Annotated in this window: 19 protein-coding genes; 10 read left to right on the top strand and 9 right to left on the bottom strand. The window is 67.2% G+C overall.

Features of this window, described 5'->3' with window-relative positions:
• The first annotated feature begins 61 nt into the window (after positions 1–61).
• Positions 62–580, top strand: coding sequence for a GNAT family N-acetyltransferase (locus CR157_RS08300; protein WP_219999905.1), 519 nt, complete (start codon positions 62–64; stop codon positions 578–580).
• A gap of 18 nt (positions 581–598) precedes the next feature.
• Here CR157_RS08300 and CR157_RS23305 read toward each other — a convergent pair whose 3' ends face one another.
• The gene (locus CR157_RS23305) at positions 599–880 is read right to left on the bottom strand and encodes an RES family NAD+ phosphorylase (protein ID WP_110283084.1); all 282 of its coding nucleotides are present in this window, start codon (positions 878–880) and stop codon (positions 599–601) included.
• Positions 881–904: 24 nt separating this feature from the next.
• Positions 905–2,494 carry a xanthine/uracil/vitamin C permease gene (locus CR157_RS08310; protein WP_181422006.1) on the bottom strand — a complete coding sequence of 530 codons (1,590 nt, stop codon included), beginning with the start codon at positions 2,492–2,494 and terminating at the stop codon, positions 905–907.
• Between the two features lie 363 nt (positions 2,495–2,857).
• Between CR157_RS08310 and CR157_RS08315 the strand changes: the two genes are divergently transcribed.
• The 3 genes from CR157_RS08315 to CR157_RS08325 all read left to right on the top strand — a co-directional run bounded on the left by CR157_RS08315 (position 2,858) and on the right by CR157_RS08325 (position 4,710).
• The gene (locus tag CR157_RS08315; RefSeq protein ID WP_258364105.1) at positions 2,858–3,073 is read left to right on the top strand and encodes an NAD(P)H-binding protein; all 216 of its coding nucleotides are present in this window, start codon (positions 2,858–2,860) and stop codon (positions 3,071–3,073) included.
• A 97-nt stretch (positions 3,074–3,170) separates the two neighbouring features.
• Entirely contained in the window at positions 3,171–4,046 is an 876-nt protein-coding gene (gene yghU, locus CR157_RS08320; RefSeq protein ID WP_110283085.1) for a glutathione-dependent disulfide-bond oxidoreductase, read from the top strand.
• 229 nt (positions 4,047–4,275) lie between these two features.
• Positions 4,276–4,710, top strand: coding sequence for a YciI family protein (locus CR157_RS08325; protein ID WP_110283086.1), 435 nt, complete (start codon positions 4,276–4,278; stop codon positions 4,708–4,710).
• Between the two features lie 55 nt (positions 4,711–4,765).
• Here CR157_RS08325 and CR157_RS08330 read toward each other — a convergent pair whose 3' ends face one another.
• Positions 4,766–5,152 carry a septal ring lytic transglycosylase RlpA family protein gene (locus CR157_RS08330; RefSeq protein ID WP_110283087.1) on the bottom strand — a complete coding sequence of 129 codons (387 nt, stop codon included), beginning with the start codon at positions 5,150–5,152 and terminating at the stop codon, positions 4,766–4,768.
• A gap of 383 nt (positions 5,153–5,535) precedes the next feature.
• Here CR157_RS08330 and CR157_RS08335 point away from each other — a divergent pair, with 383 nt between their 5' ends.
• The 3 genes from CR157_RS08335 (at position 5,536) to CR157_RS08345 (ending at position 7,003) form a co-directional block, all read left to right on the top strand.
• A complete protein-coding gene (locus tag CR157_RS08335) occupies positions 5,536–5,928 on the top strand; it encodes an HIT family protein (protein ID WP_110283088.1) in 393 nt (130 codons plus the stop codon).
• A 61-nt stretch (positions 5,929–5,989) separates the two neighbouring features.
• Positions 5,990–6,652 (top strand): MBL fold metallo-hydrolase, encoded by a 663-nt coding sequence (locus CR157_RS08340; RefSeq protein WP_110283089.1) that lies wholly within the window; start codon positions 5,990–5,992, stop codon positions 6,650–6,652.
• On the top strand, positions 6,653–7,003 hold the full coding sequence (locus CR157_RS08345) for a nuclear transport factor 2 family protein (protein ID WP_110283090.1): 351 nt from the start codon (positions 6,653–6,655) through the stop codon (positions 7,001–7,003).
• 30 nt (positions 7,004–7,033) lie between these two features.
• On the opposite strand, the gene CR157_RS08350 is transcribed toward CR157_RS08345, so the two are convergent.
• Complete coding sequence (locus CR157_RS08350) at positions 7,034–7,543, bottom strand: hypothetical protein (protein ID WP_110283091.1); 510 nt, start codon at positions 7,541–7,543, stop codon at positions 7,034–7,036.
• A 401-nt stretch (positions 7,544–7,944) separates the two neighbouring features.
• Entirely contained in the window at positions 7,945–8,256 is a 312-nt protein-coding gene (locus tag CR157_RS08355) for a hypothetical protein (RefSeq protein ID WP_110283092.1), read from the bottom strand.
• 331 nt (positions 8,257–8,587) lie between these two features.
• Here CR157_RS08355 and CR157_RS08360 point away from each other — a divergent pair, with 331 nt between their 5' ends.
• A complete protein-coding gene (locus CR157_RS08360; RefSeq protein ID WP_258364106.1) occupies positions 8,588–9,205 on the top strand; it encodes a transglycosylase SLT domain-containing protein in 618 nt (205 codons plus the stop codon).
• Positions 9,206–9,275: 70 nt separating this feature from the next.
• Here the strand turns inward: CR157_RS08360 and CR157_RS08365 are convergent, their stop codons facing one another.
• Positions 9,276–9,626, bottom strand: coding sequence for a hypothetical protein (locus tag CR157_RS08365; RefSeq protein ID WP_110283093.1), 351 nt, complete (start codon positions 9,624–9,626; stop codon positions 9,276–9,278).
• Between the two features lie 94 nt (positions 9,627–9,720).
• Positions 9,721–10,152 (bottom strand): SRPBCC family protein, encoded by a 432-nt coding sequence (locus CR157_RS08370; protein ID WP_110283094.1) that lies wholly within the window; start codon positions 10,150–10,152, stop codon positions 9,721–9,723.
• A 45-nt stretch (positions 10,153–10,197) separates the two neighbouring features.
• Between CR157_RS08370 and CR157_RS08375 the strand changes: the two genes are divergently transcribed.
• Positions 10,198–11,775: an NAD(P)H-dependent oxidoreductase gene (locus CR157_RS08375; protein WP_258364107.1), complete on the top strand. Its 1,578-nt coding sequence runs from the start codon at positions 10,198–10,200 to the stop codon at positions 11,773–11,775.
• 20 nt (positions 11,776–11,795) lie between these two features.
• Here the strand turns inward: CR157_RS08375 and CR157_RS08380 are convergent, their stop codons facing one another.
• Together CR157_RS08380 and CR157_RS08385 are read right to left on the bottom strand one after the other, a co-directional pair.
• Positions 11,796–12,479 carry a DUF6064 family protein gene (locus CR157_RS08380; RefSeq protein ID WP_219999907.1) on the bottom strand — a complete coding sequence of 228 codons (684 nt, stop codon included), beginning with the start codon at positions 12,477–12,479 and terminating at the stop codon, positions 11,796–11,798.
• Between the two features lie 25 nt (positions 12,480–12,504).
• The gene (locus tag CR157_RS08385) at positions 12,505–13,440 is read right to left on the bottom strand and encodes an aldo/keto reductase (RefSeq protein ID WP_181422007.1); all 936 of its coding nucleotides are present in this window, start codon (positions 13,438–13,440) and stop codon (positions 12,505–12,507) included.
• Between the two features lie 106 nt (positions 13,441–13,546).
• On the opposite strand from CR157_RS08385, the gene CR157_RS08390 reads away from it, so the two are divergent.
• Positions 13,547–13,990 (top strand): DUF6789 family protein, encoded by a 444-nt coding sequence (locus CR157_RS08390; protein WP_146218661.1) that lies wholly within the window; start codon positions 13,547–13,549, stop codon positions 13,988–13,990.
• Positions 13,991–14,287: the final 297 nt, after the last annotated feature.

Raw genomic sequence — 14,287 nt, forward strand, 5'->3', positions numbered from 1 at the left:
TCAGGGACAGACCCTCATGGCCTGAGGGAATGGGACACCTGCCGGTAAGGAGGTCTATCTCGTGACGACGACACCGCATCCCGTCATCCGCCTCGAAACGCCCCACGACGCCGAGACCATCGAGGCCGTCACCGTGGCGGCCTTTCGCGAGGCGCCACATAGCAGCCATACCGAGCAGCATATCGTGCGGGCGCTGCGCGCGGCGGGGGCGCTGAGCGTGTCGCTGGTCGCCGAGTGCGACGGCGAGGTGGTGGGGCATGTGGCGGCGTCGCCGGTCACCTTGTCGGACGGCTCACCGGGCTGGTTCGGGCTGGGGCCGGTATCGGTGCTGCCGGCGTGGCAGGGCAGGGGCATCGGCTCGGCGCTGGTGGCGGCGTGCCTGGCGCGCCTGCGGGAGCGTGGCGCCCGGGGCTGTGTGCTACTGGGGGACCCCGGCTACTACCAGCGCTTCGGCTTCCGCTCTCTGCCGGGGCTCATCCTGCCGGGCGTGCCGCCGGAGTACTTCATGGCCCTCGATTGGGGCGATGAAGGGCCCCAGGCGCAGGTGGCCTTCCATCCGGCCTTCGCGGCGACGGCCTGACCGCCTGTCGCGGGCAGGTCAGTTCGGTGCGGCGAAGCCGGGCGGTCCGGTGAACCGGCTGGTCTTCCGCTTTCTCCGACTGTCACTCCCCACCGGCGCCGGCGCTCTGGAAGCCGCGTACCCTGAAGGGGGTTGAATCAGCTCGAAATGCACGAGCACCTCCAGGAGAGCAGTGGCCGGGCAGTCGGCAAGGTACACGACGGGGTGCCCCCTGTGGTGCCAGCGCCCGGACACCATGGTCCCACCGATGCTGGAGAAATCCTTGAAATTCGAGATGCGCCACACGCCTCGCCCCCTCACGCGGCGAACCCGTAGCGCAGCTGCTCAAGGAGTTCCTCTGCCCTCCGATTCATCGGTGGTCGGAAGTGTCTCGGGCCCGAATTCCTCTTCTTCCTCCTGGACTAGGTGGAGTCGCGACTGCACCAGCAGTATGGCCCCGAGGATCAGGTAGCCCCAGAGCATCGGCGAGCTCAGGGACGGCCAATGGAGTTCGGAGTCATGAATGACGCCGAAGCTGCTCAGCACCGCTGCCACGACCGCGACGATCACCGCTTGACGAAGCTTGCGGTCGATCAGAAAGGCGGTGAAGGCGCCCCACAGCATGCCGCTGACGATGGCGCCGTTGGCCAGGGCGGACTGACCGACCACGTGGGCTCCCTGGCCGATCATGGTGCTGACGAAGGTGTCGTCCATGAGGCCGGGCACGTTCTCGAGACCCATATCGCGCAGAGAGTTCAGCACGGCCCCCCACTTCACCATGACGATGTTGGAGACGTGGGGGATAAAGGCGATCGCCACCGCCACATGGTGCTTCGGCTCACAGGAGCGGAACGAGACGGCGATGATGGAGATGCCGACGAAGACCAGGATCGGGGCCACCGCGGCATCCGGAATGAAGTTACCGAGAAAGGCCACCAGCCCGAACAGGGAACCGATGAAGAAGACGATGCCCACGCCCAACGCATAGCCGGAACGCGCATGCATGCGCTTGTAGGCAGGGTGACCGATGTACACGGTGGTGGGGAAGGGCGAACCGAACAGCCCGCCGAGCATGGTGCCGACGCCATCGGTAACCTGGCAGACCCCCACCGGATAGCGGTCGCCCACGGCCTCGGCCGATTCCACGTTGTTCATGGTCTCGATGAAGTTGTAGATCTGAACGGGGATCAGCACGGCGAACAGCTCGGGATGAGCAAACAGATGCTGGAGGCCGACCATCAGGTCGCCGACATACGGCAGCGGCACGTAGAGCCCTACCCCTTCGAAGCTGATCTCCGACTCCCCCAGCGCCAGCGCGACGAGGGTGGCGGCGACGAGGGCGGTCAGGCCGGCCGGCAGGTTGAAAGGGAGCCTGAAGCGGCCCACCATGCCCCAGAGCACGAAAGCCAATGCCGTGAAGCCGACGATCGGGCTCTCGTAGATGCGGGCCAGGGCCACCGTGGCGATGAACACCAGCGCGATGCCCGAGAGGGTGCCCAGCATGCCGGCGCGTGGTGTGACCCGCTTCAGCCAGGGCCCCGTCACCGCCCCGGCCACTTCGACCAGGCCGCCCACGACCCCGGCCGCGATACCCACCTGCCAGGCGAGCACCGGGTCATTGGTGCTCCAGTAGATGGGGCCGATCACCCCGAACAGATAGACGAACATGACCGGCGTGCTGATGCCATAGGGCAGCGCCGTGACATCCGTGCGCTTTTCCTTGCGGGCCAGTCGCTGGGCCAGATACACGTAAACGACGATGCCGATGATGATGGAAATCGCCGCACCGGGCAGGATCCTCCCGAAGACGATCGCCTCGGGCATGTTGAACACGAACCGGCACACGCCCGATATGATCAGCAGATTGGCCAGGGTATCGGCGAACAGCGCCCAAAAGCCGCTCAGGTCGTTTCTGGAAAAAATCGGATACTGCATCTCTCTCCCTCCGCTTGCGGTCTACAAGCCTCCGGTGAGCCCCTCGACGGTCGCGCTACCGCGCCATTTCACGACGGCGCTCGTGAGTGTTTCGCCCACCGGTGCAGTCCCCGAGGAGGGTCACGAAGCCATCGTCTGCCCTTGGGTGGCGAGCTGGCAGCCGAACTGGCGGCTGAGTCGTAGCCTGGTTGTCGTCACATATAGCTCCAGGTTGACCACATGGTCAACATGTTTTGTATACAACTATTGTCGCAAACGGTGACAGACCCCAATTTCTCCGACCGTCACTCCCCACCGGCGCCGGCGCTCTGGAAGCCGCGTACCAGGTAGTCGAACAGCAGGCCGTAGGCGATGCCCAGGGGGATGGGGGATGCCAACGACCGGGTGGGGCTGGCCGACGCACTGCGCGGCCACGATGCCGTGATCAGCGCGGTGCACTTTGCCACCAGCGATGCCGATACCCTGGTCGGTGCGGTACGCGAGGCGGGGGTGAGGCGCTACCTGGTGGTGGGCGGGGCCGGCCGCCCCCGGGCACGCGGGTATCCGGCGCGGCGCTTGGCCGCCTCGGGTCGCGGCTGAAACATTATCAGGCTATCGTTTGTCAGACTGAACGGAGAGGGCCCATCCGACATGACGCTCGGCATGGGACCGCGTCACTACCTTAGAAGGAGCTGTCATGAGTCAAGCGACCTACTACACCCCGCCGCGGGTCTGGACCTGGGACAAGGCGAACGGCGGGGAGTTTGCCAGCATCAACCGGCCCATCGCCGGCCCCACCCACGAGAAGGCGCTGCCGGTGGGCAAGCACCCCTTCCAGCTCTATTCGCTTGCCACCCCCAACGGGGTCAAGGTCACGGTGATGCTGGAGGAGCTGCTGGCCCTGGGCTACCAGGACGCCGAGTACGACGCCTGGCTGATCCGCATCGGCGAGGGCGACCAGTTCGGCAGCGGCTTCGTCGCGATCAACCCTAACTCGAAGATCCCGGCGCTGGTCGACCGCAGCGCGTCCGAGCCGATCCGGGTCTTCGAGTCCGGTTCGATCCTGCTCTATCTCGCCGAGCGCTTCGGTGAATTCCTGCCCGGAAGCCTGGCGAAGCGCACCGAGACCCTGAACTGGCTGTTCTGGCAGATGGGCAGCGGGCCCTTCCTGGGGGGCGGTTTCGGCCACTTCTACGCCTATGCGCCCGAGAAGATCGAGTACGCCATCGACCGCTACGCCATGGAGGCCAAGCGCCAGCTCGACGTGCTCGACCGCCGCCTGGCCGAGGTGCCCTATCTCGCCGGGGAGGAGTACAGCATCGCCGATATCGCCACCTGGCCCTGGTACGGCCAGCTGGCGCTGGGTCGGCTCTACGACGCCGGCGAGTTCCTGCAGGTGCAGGAGTACGCGCACGTGCAGCGCTGGGCGCAGGAGATCGACGCTCGCCCGGCGGTGCAGCGCGGGCGCATGGTCAACCGTACCTTCGGGGAACCGTCGATGCAGCTCCACGAGCGCCACGACGCCAGCGACTTCGCAACGAAGACCCAGGACATGTTTGAGGCCATGAGGTAAGCCACGGCCGGCAGCCGGATCGGGCGATGGTGAAGCGGGCCCGCTACCTTGAGGGTGGCGGGCCCGCTGCCGTTTGGTGTCAGCCGCCCGATAAGAGGGACAGTCCCCCAGGATCGACCGTGTCCCCCCGGCGGTGCGGTGCCCCGCTGCGGTCGGTGAAGCCACCTGTCGATTGCCGGCCGATCCGTTCGACAAGGAAGGGAACGGCCCAACACGAGGAGAGACGAACATGCGATTCATGGTCATTGTGAAGGCGAGCGACGATTCGGAGGCCGGCAAGCTGCCGAGCCAGGAGCTGCTGGAGGCGATGGGCAAGTACAACGAGGAGCTGGTCAACGCCGGCATTCTCCTTGCCGGTGAAGGGTTGCAGCCGAGCAGCAAGGGCGCGCGCGTGCGCTTCTCGGGCGACGAGCGCATCGTCATCGATGGCCCCTTCGCCGAGACCAGGGAGCTGATCGCCGGCTACTGGCTGTGGCAGGTGAAGTCGAAGGAGGAGGCCATCGAGTGGGTCAAGCGTTGCCCGAACCCGATGCCCGGCACCGAAGCCGAGATCGAGATCCGCCAGGTGTTCGAGGCCGACGACTTCGGTGAGGAGTTCACGCCGGAGTTGCGCGAGCAGGAGGAGCGCCTGCGCGCCCAGGCCGCCGAGCAGCAGCAGCGCTGAGCGGTGCCAGTAGCGAAGCCGCCGGCGAGGGTGCGTCAGACGTCCGTCGGGGGGCTCAATTCACCTGGGTGACCAGCACCGGGGCGGTGCCGCGGTGGAGCATGCCGAGCTTGCGCGCCGCGCGCTTGGAGAGATCGATGATGCGCCCCTTGACGAAGGGGCCGCGGTCGTTGATCAGCACTTCCACTTCCTGGCCGGTGTCCGGGCGGGTGACCAGTACCTTGGTGCCGAAGGGCAGGTCCGGGTGGGCCGCCGTCAGGGCCTGCTGGTCGAAGGGCTCGCCGCTGGCGGTGCGGGCGCCCTGGAGGCTGTCGCTGTAGAAGGACGCGATGCCCTGCTGGGTCTCGGCGGTCGTGTCGTGGGCCTGCGCGTTGCCGGCCAGGCCGGCCGCCAGCAGGCCTGCCAGGCAGCAGGTGAGAATCGGGCGGAAGCGGTTTCCCATGGAGTTACCTCAGGGTTCTCGTGCGGCGGATCGCGCGTTCATCGAAGCGATGAGGTGCCGGTGGGCGTTAGCATGGTAACCGCCATGGCCGCCGCCGGCAACCCGGCGTGAAGATCGAGGATGTTGTCGACTGATCGAGGAGGTTCGTGAAACGGCGCGCCGTGGCCGTCGGGCGCCGGATCGACCGCACGACGCCCTGGTCATGCCCGGGGTCACGAGCGGCAATGGTGCCATCGTAGCGTCTCGCGCAGTCGCGGTGGGCGATGTCCTCGGGGACAGCCCCTGACGGCCGTTATCCGGTCGCTTTTCCTCTCTTGCGACTCCTGCGAGATTGTCCCCGCCAGCTGTGGCATCTTGGGGTGTTCCGAGAGGAGACAGTCGACATGGCAACTATCTTTACCCGCATCATCCAGGGCGAACTCCCGGGGCACTTCGTCTGGGAGGATGAGCAGTGCGTGGCGATCATGACCCTCAACCCGATGAAGCCCGGTCATCTGCTGGTGATCCCCCGCCAGGAGATCGACCACTGGGACGACCTGCCGGCCGAGCTGTCCGCCCACCTGATGGCGGTGTCGCAGAAGCTCGCCAAGGCGCTCAAGCGCGCCTTCCCCTGCGAGCGGGTGGGGATGCTGATCGTCGGCCTGGAGGTGCCGCACGTGCATCTCCATCTGGTACCGCTCGACCGGATGCAGGATATCCGCGTGGAGGGCCTGGCCCAGGCGGAGGCCGAGGAACTCGCGGACGCCGCCGCCCGGATCCGCGCGGCCCTGGCTTGATCTAAACCTCGCTTGAGGTTCTAGGCTGTGGCGTATCGCTCGACCGAGAGGGGTGTAAACCATGCAGCGTGTACAGCCAGACGTCTGGGAGACCGAAGTGGAGAGCCCCTTCCCGGGGCTCACCGTGCATGCCTACCTGCTCGTTCGCGAGGCGGGTAACGTGCTCTTCTACAATACCGGCCACCGCCACGAGATCGAGCGGATGGCGGAGCTGGGCGGCGTGGCCTATCAGTACCTGAGCCACCGTGACGAGGTGGGGGAGACCCTGACGCTGGTCCACGAGCGCTTCGGCGCCAGGTTGGCCGGCCACCTTGCCGAGCGTGACGATTTCGCCCGCGTGCGCACCCCCGAGATCCTGTTCGACACGCGCGAGCGGCACCTGGACATCATCGAGGTGATCCCCACCCCCGGCCATAGCCCCGGCAGCACCTGCTTCCTGGTGGATTCCGCCCACGGCAAGCGCTACCTCTTCACCGGCGATACCCTCTACCGCACCAAGGATGGCGGCTGGCGCGCCGGCTTCATCCCCGGCCACAATACCCCGGAGGATCGGCAGACGCTGGCCGAAAGCCTGCGGCTGTTGAAGACCCTCGAACCCGACGTGGTCTTCTCCAGCGCCTTCACCGGCGAGGCCGGTTTCCAGGAACTCGCCCCGGGTGAGTGGCCCGGCCTGGTGGATCGGGCGCTCGCCGAGTTGGAGGGGCAAGAGGAGGAGTCACATTGAATGAGCAACAACAAGGACACCGTTCGGCAGTACCTCGACGGCTTCAACGCTTCCGACCACGAGCGGATTCTTGCCTGCCTGACCGATGACGTCGAGTGGGAGCTACCGGGGGCGTTTCATCTCGTCGGCAAGGCGGCGTTCGATGGGGAAATAGAGAACGACGCCTTCGAAGGCAGCCCGGTCATCACCGTCACCCGGCTGGTGGAAGAGAATGACGTCGTCGTCGCGGAAGGCAAGGTGCAGACCAGGAAGAAGGGGGGCGACGTCCTGAACCTGGCATTCTGCGATGTCTTCCTCATGGAGCACGGGCTGATCAGGAAGCTGACCAGTTACCTGATGGAGGTGAAATAGCGCCAGTGCCGAGCGGGGAGAGGCGGACCTTCAGCGTTCTGTGCGACGCACCGTTCGGCTCCGCAGGCCGGTGAACGCGGTCTCCAACTCGCCGACGCTGGCGACGCCGCGTATGACGTCGGTGCGCTGGCCCTGTTCATCGAACAGCACGATGGTGACCTCGTCGACCAGTTGCTCACCGGCGAAGCGCGCTCCCTGGGTGGTGTTGATGTTCACCACGCGCCAGGCGGGCGGGTGTTCGATATTCGCCAGCGCCCGCTCGGCGTTGTCGCGCAGGCGACGGCTTGCCGAGCGGCGCTGATCGAACACCTGCACGGCGACCGGTTCGCCGCTGCCGATCACGCTCAGGTCGGCCAGCGCCCGGGCGTCGCGCTCCTCGAGAATGAGCCAGGTCGCCGGTACGGCGAGGAGGGCCAGGGCGATCAGGAGACCGCGCACCAGGTGGCGAGGGCGGAAATGCCGTCGCCTCTTGCCGGCGTGGGAGTGGGGCTTGCTCGAGGGCCCGGTCGGCTTGTGACGCCTGTTCCTGGTTTTCGGCATGCGAGACACCTCCTGGCGGAAAAAAGGCCATTCCCTTGCCTAATCATAGTGCCTGCCCCTTGCCAGACCGGGGCAGAAGCCCGGAAATGGGGACAGGCAGAGCGAGCGTGAGGCAGGCATCGGTGATGTCCCGGCCAGGGTATGAAGCAACGTCACCCCGATCTCACCACCGAACTCCTTGATGCCGGCCCATAGACCGGAGATTCCTCAATATGTGTCGTCGTTGCAACTTTTCCGATGCAACGCGGGAGACCGCTGGCGTCTGGTCGTGCCGGAATCCAGGTCCGGGTGGCGAGGCGGCCCAGGGACGGGGTGTCATGGATATCGGGGTGGCGACATGAAAACACCCCATCCAGCCTGGGGCCGAATGGGGTGCGGTAACTGCCGGAAACGTCATGCCCTCAACGCTGGTGCTCTTCCTCGAAAAGCTCTGCCTTGGCGTGACGCATGACGTCCTCGCAGGCGGCTTGATGGGCCAGTTGCAGGAGCAGGCCCTGGGTCACTTCGAAGCCCTTTCCCAGGCAGGTATCGATATCCTGGCGGCTCACTCGAGGGGAGACGTTGCAGTCAATCTTGATCGTTCTTCCGCCACCGTCCAGCCTGTCGGCGAACTCCCGGATGCGCCAGGCGATACGCGCTTTCCAGCTGGCCGATTCTTCCACGCCTTCGTTTACGCTAAACGTGCACTGCCATTCAGGTTTGTAGACCTTCATGAGAACCTCCCGTGCTGGCTTGAAAGAATGATCGATCGTGGTTTCTGCTCCGTAGTCCGTAGATAAATGTCTTGCCAGATCATCATACAGGCTTTCCGCAGCCGGGATAGTGCAAGCAGCGTGAAAGCCGGCCATCGGTATCGGGCCGGCGCTGCTCGGCTCGATGCCCCTATCACCGCGCTTGGATGCACGAACCTGTATCCTGTCGGGGCGGTATCATGCAGGGCACAACGTCAGCGGCAGCTAGGGAGGGGGCCAGGTGGGAGTATCGATCGATTGGCACAGGGGCAGGCGAGGGGGTTTCGGCCATGGAGCGCGGGCAGGGCGGTGGTTGCTGATCGCGGCACTCGGTCTGCTGTCCACCGGCTGTGCGATGCTGGCACCGTCGCCGCCGCAGGATCAGGGCAATATCTGCGAGATATTTCGCGAACAGCCGCAATGGTATGACTACGCTCGTGACTCCCAGGAGACATGGGGCACCCCGATTGCCACACAGATGGCCTTCGTGAAGCGGGAATCGTCGTTCCGCAGCCACGTTCGCCCGCCGAGGAAACGCATCCTGTGGATCTTTCCCGGCCCCCGCCCCTCGTCTGCCCGTGGCTATGCCCAGGCCCAGGACCCGGTGTGGGGGGAATACAAGGCCGACGCCGGCAGTACGTTCGCACGCCGCACCCACATGAAGCACGCCACCGACTTCATCGGCTGGTACAACGCGCGCACGCACCGGCAGCTGGGCATTTCGCTGCATGACCCCGAACGCCTCTACCTGGCCTACCACGAGGGGGCCGGTGGCTATCGACGCGGCACCTACCGGAACAAGCCCCGGGTGATGCGGGCCGCCAGTCAGGTCGGTGCCCAGGCGAGTCGCTATCGCGCCCAGCTGGCCGCCTGTGAAGCCGAGTTCCGCTGTCGGCACTTCTATCAGGTCTGGCCCTTCTGCCGGGCCTGAGGCGAGGCCGTGACCTTGCCCGCGTGACACATGCCGGCCGGTAGGCCGGCGTGCCCGGGGCGACAGGTGATCAGTCGATCTCCACCCACCCCTCATAGGCACAGCTCAAGCAGCGGAAGAACGCCTCGTAGCCGCTCTCGGCATCGGCGTTCGCCCTGACCGAACCCTTCTCGAAGTGAAAGGTGCGCAGCGAACAGACCGGGCAGCGCCCGACTTCATGCCGTGGCGCCTTGGGCAGGGGGCGGCCCCGGTCTGAGGCGTTGACTTGCGGGGCCGATGCCTCTTCCATGGCGCGGTCGAGCTCTGCGCTCAGTTCCGCGGCGAGCTGACGGGCCTTCTCGGCCTGGTCGCTGCCGGCGAGATTCGCCAGTTCGGTGATCCGATCCTTGACGGATGTCAGCCGGGGCGTGATATCGGCCATCTGGGCTCTCCTGCGTGTCGATCATTGTCATGGCGCTTTCCGCCTGAGCATAACCCGTGGTGGTTGCTTCGACACGATACGTCACGGTGGGACACTATTCCGGGGGGTGCTGCCGTGCTTCCAGATGCGCCTCCAACTGGCCGATGATGTCGCCGCCGAGCTTGTGGAGCAGGGGCTTGGCGGCGGCGTTGACGGCCTTCTCGAGCGGGGGTGGCACGCTGTACTCCAGCGTCAGGTGGATGCGGGTGCCTCCCTCTATGGGCGTCAGCCGGTACTCGCCGTGGTTGGGCACGCCGGTCACCGAGCGCCAGGCGAATCGCTCGGGGGGCGTGAACTCCGTGATCTCCACATCGAAGTCCAGCGGCACGCCGGCGATATGCACCCGCCAACGGTAGCGACGCTCCCCCAGGCGAACTATGGTGTCTATGGCGTCGCTGTAGTCGGCAAACGTTTCCACTCGGCCGACGAGGGCGAACACCTCCCGTGGGCTGGCCGCGATCTCGGCCTCGTGCTCGATGACGGGCATGGGCTTCTCCACCTCCGCAAGATAACACGATGACACAGTAACGGTATGACAACGTTCAGGACGAACGACGAGCCGGCCGGCAGCGAGGCAGAGGTTCGGCAGCCGATCAAGGTACTGGTCATCCTCGGGCATCCGCGCAGTGACAGCCTCTGCCGTGCCCTGGCGGATGCCTTCTGTGAAGGGGCCCGTGCGGCGGGCACGCAGTTGCGCCGCTTGGACCTCGCGACGCTGGAGTTCGACCCCCATGTGCGTACCTCGTCGCCCAACGACCAGCCCCTCGAGGACGACCTGAGCCAGGCACGGGAGCTCGTCGCCTGGGCGGATCATCTGGTGTTCGTCTATCCCACCTGGTGGGGCGGGGCGCCCGCACTGCTCAAGGGGTTTCTCGACCGTATCATGGCCCCGGGGTTCGCGTTCCGGACCTGCGAGGGCGGGATCGGCTATCAGGGGCTGTTGACCGGGCGCTCGGCACAGCTCATCACCACCATGGATACCCCGCCGCTGATCCATCGACTGCTCTATCGCGAGCCGGGCAGGAATGCCCTGGCGCGGGCGACCCTGGGCTTCTGCGGCATACGCCCGGTGCGCTCGCTGGTGTTCGGCTCGGTCAAGGCTGCCTCTCCGGCGCAGCGCCAGGCCTGGCTGGCCCGCGCCCACCATCAGGGGCGGCGGCTGGCGCAGGGTCGGATCACTCCGGCGGAGCGCCTGAGACACAAGGCCGGCGCCTGGTTGCGGGCGCTGCGGCTGCAGTTCTATCCCATGACCTGGGTGGCCTATGCGGTCGGGGCGCTGGCCGCCGCGCCGACCGGGGGCGTATTCGGCAACCCGGTGTTCTGGCTCGGCTACCTCTGCCTGTTCCTGCTGGAGGTGGCCACCGTGCTGATCAACGAGGTGGTCGACCTGGGCACCGACCGTGCCAACCGCTTCTACAGCACCTTCACGGGTGGCTCCCGCATCCTGGTGGAGGGCCTGTTGAGCCTGGGCGAGGTCAAGGCCGGGATCCTCGCCGCGCTGCTGGGCCTGGTGGGTGGCACGGCCTGGCTGCTGGGCGTGACGCCGGCGACCCCGGTCACGGTTGTCGCCGTGCTGGGGGCGCTGGCGATCCTGGCCATCGGCTACACGGCGCCGCCCCTGAAGCTCAGCTATCGCGGCCTGGGCGAGCTGGATGTCGCGGTCACCCACAGCATCGGCGTGATGCTGTGTGGCGTCTTGTTTCTCGGCGGGGACTGGCGCGATCCACTGCCCTGGCTGCTGAGCCTGCCGCTGCTGCTGGGCATCCTGCCCTCCATCACGCTGTCGGGTATTCCGGACCTCGAGGCCGATGCCGGCGCCGGCAAGCGTACCCTGGCGGTACGCCTGGGGAAGCAAGGAGCGCTGCGGGTGGCGCTCGCCGGCACGCTGCTCGCCGCCGCCTGCGCCCTGGCCTGGCAGGCGATGGGGCTGGCGGCGGGGGCCTTCGCCGGCATCGCCTGGGTGGTCGTTCCCCATGGCGCCTGGCTGGCCTGGCTGCTGACCCGGCACCTCCGGGACGACCGCCCGGCCGGGCGCATCGACGGCCTGATGGGCGCCTCGCTCGGCTATGTGCTGTGGTTCGGGCTGTGGCCGCTGTTCCGGTTGGCATGATCGCGCCCCGCCGGCCTGCCCTATGCCGTGGGAGAGCCTCGCGGCCATAGCCGGGCCACCAGCGCCAGGCCCACGGCCAGCAGCGGCGGCCAGGCGCCCGCTGCACCCAGGGTCGCGAGGGTGGTCCCGCTCACCAGGCACCACAGGGCGGGAATGACCAGCAGCGGCCAGGCCCGCTGCGCCGGGGAGGCCATGGCCGCCATCCCCAGAGTGGCGATGGCGAGCGGGTCGGGGGTGAGTCCCAGGACCTCGGCACCCTGGAGCCCGCGCCCGGCGGGCAGGGCCATGAGCGGGTGCAGGATCAACGCATGGAGGAAGAGGGCGAGCCCCAGGCCGCGCGGCACGCTCCACCGTGCCGGCAGGCCGAGCCCGCCCTTCAACATGCCGAGGGCGATCAGCAGCAGCGCCTGCAACACGAACAGCGGGACGACATAGCGGATCCCCCAGTTGATGGGGGCATAGCGCTGCCACAGGAAGGCCCAGGCCACGAACACCCAGGCCACGGCGAGCAGGGCGGCGATCAGGCGGGTGCCCCAGGGGCGCGGGCGCAGCAGGGCGAACAGCATCGCACCGCCCAGCCCCAGGGCCAGCAGCTGCATGGGCCACAGCGCCTGGTTGTGCAGCTCGAAGAGCCGCTCATAGACCCGCAGGGAGAACATCAGGAGGTCCTCGGGGCGGTAGCTCAGCCACTCGCTCAACCCCATCTCGCCCTCCTTACCCTGGCGTCACTCACAGCGCCCGCACGTGGTCGGCCATGCGTCGGCGCAAGGCGTCGTCGGGCAGCGGCGTGCCGGCGGCGGCCATGTTCTCCCGCACGTGGTCCACGCGGGTGGTGGCGGGAATGGCGCAGCTCACCGCCGGGTGGGAGATGATGAACTTGAGGATGAACTGCGCCCAGCTCTCGGCGCCGATCTCCGCTGCCCACGCCGGCAGTGGCTCCCTCGCCAGGCGTTCGGTCAGCCGCCCCTGCCGGAAGGGGCGATTGACGATCACGCCGATGCCGCGCTCCCTGGCCAGGGGCAGCAGGCGCTGCTCGGCCTCGCGGTCGACCACGTTGTAGGTCAACTGGACGAAATCCAGCGGTGCGTCGCGCATGATGTGCTCGACGCCGTCGTGGCGCCGGCCGTGGGAGGTGGTGATGCCCACATGGCGCACCTTGCCGGCCGCCTTCATCCCGAGGAGGGTCTCGAGATTCGCCTCCCAGGCGACCAGGTTGTGGACCTGCAGCAGGTCGAAGCGCGGCACGCCCCAGTCACGGCGCGACGCCTCGACCTGGGCCGGCCCGCCGGCGGGGTTCGAGGTCCAGATCTTGTCCGCTGCGTAGACTTGGGCGACGGCATCGAGCGCCTCCAGCCCGTGGCCGATGGTCGCCTGCGACGAGCCGTACATCGGCGAGGAGTCGATCATGCGCCCGCCCATGGCGAAGAACTGCGCCATCACCGCGGTGCACTCCTCGAGCAGCAGCGGGTCCTCGCCCACGTTGAAGGTGATCCAGCTCCCCAGCCCGACCAGTGGCAGCGGCTCGCCGGTGGACGGCACCTCGCGCATCTGGGGTCCCGGCTGCCGTGCCAGCGCCCCGAGCGGTGGCAGCGACGCGGCGGCCGCCACCGACAGCATCCCGCCCAGCAGCGTGCGACGCGACAGGGGGTGTGGATGATGGGTCATGGTCATCTCCTGCACATGCTGCTGAAAGCAGTGTAGTTGCCTGGCGTGGCGGCTCGCGTGAGCCGCCTATACTGTGATCACACTGTGACCTCCAGGGAGGTGTTCCATGCTTGCTCGTCTGGGTTATGGGATGGTAGCGGGGCTGGTGGCCACGCTGGTCATCTCGATGTTCCTGATCCTGCGCCTGTCGGCAGGGCTCATGCCCTGGTACAACCCCATCGAGATCATGAACCTGACGGCCCAGCGCGCGCTGGGCACGCCAAGCAGCATCTACGTGGGTTGGACCATTCACTTCGTGGTCGGCACGCTGATCTGGGGCACGCTGTTCGGCCTGTTCGAGTCCGACCTGCCCGGCGGCACCGATACGCGTCGTGGGCTGGCGTTCGGCGTGATCGCCTGGCTGGTGGTGATGGTCACGGTCTTCCCCCTGGCCGGCTCGGGCTTCTTCGGCCTGGGGTTCGGCCTGATAGCGCCCATTTCCACCCTGCTGGGGCATATCGTGTTCGGGCTGGTGCTGGGGGCCACCTACGGCTGGCTGCGACGCCTGTAGCCAGTGACGTGCGACGAGCCCGCCCCGGTGGCGGGGTCGTCGCGGCTCAGGCCGGCGGCATCGTGGTGACGGGCACGGCGGTGGCGCTCTAGCGGCGACGGGACGCTGCCTTTGCAGCGCCTCGTCGCCGTCCGTCGACGGATCAGCCCCGAGCGTCGAACTAGCGGCGATAGCCCTGCTGCCTGACCGATATCTCGGTATTCTCCGGCCCTTTCTGTTATCATGCCCGCCTTCCCTTGCCATTCCCCCGACTCTCGCCTCCTGGCTCCCGCCACCGCTCGCTTGTCGCCCGGCTCC

The organism is Halomonas sp. LBP4 (assembly GCF_003202205.1).
GTDB classification, from domain to species: Bacteria; Pseudomonadota; Gammaproteobacteria; order Pseudomonadales; family Halomonadaceae; genus Halomonas; species Halomonas flagellata.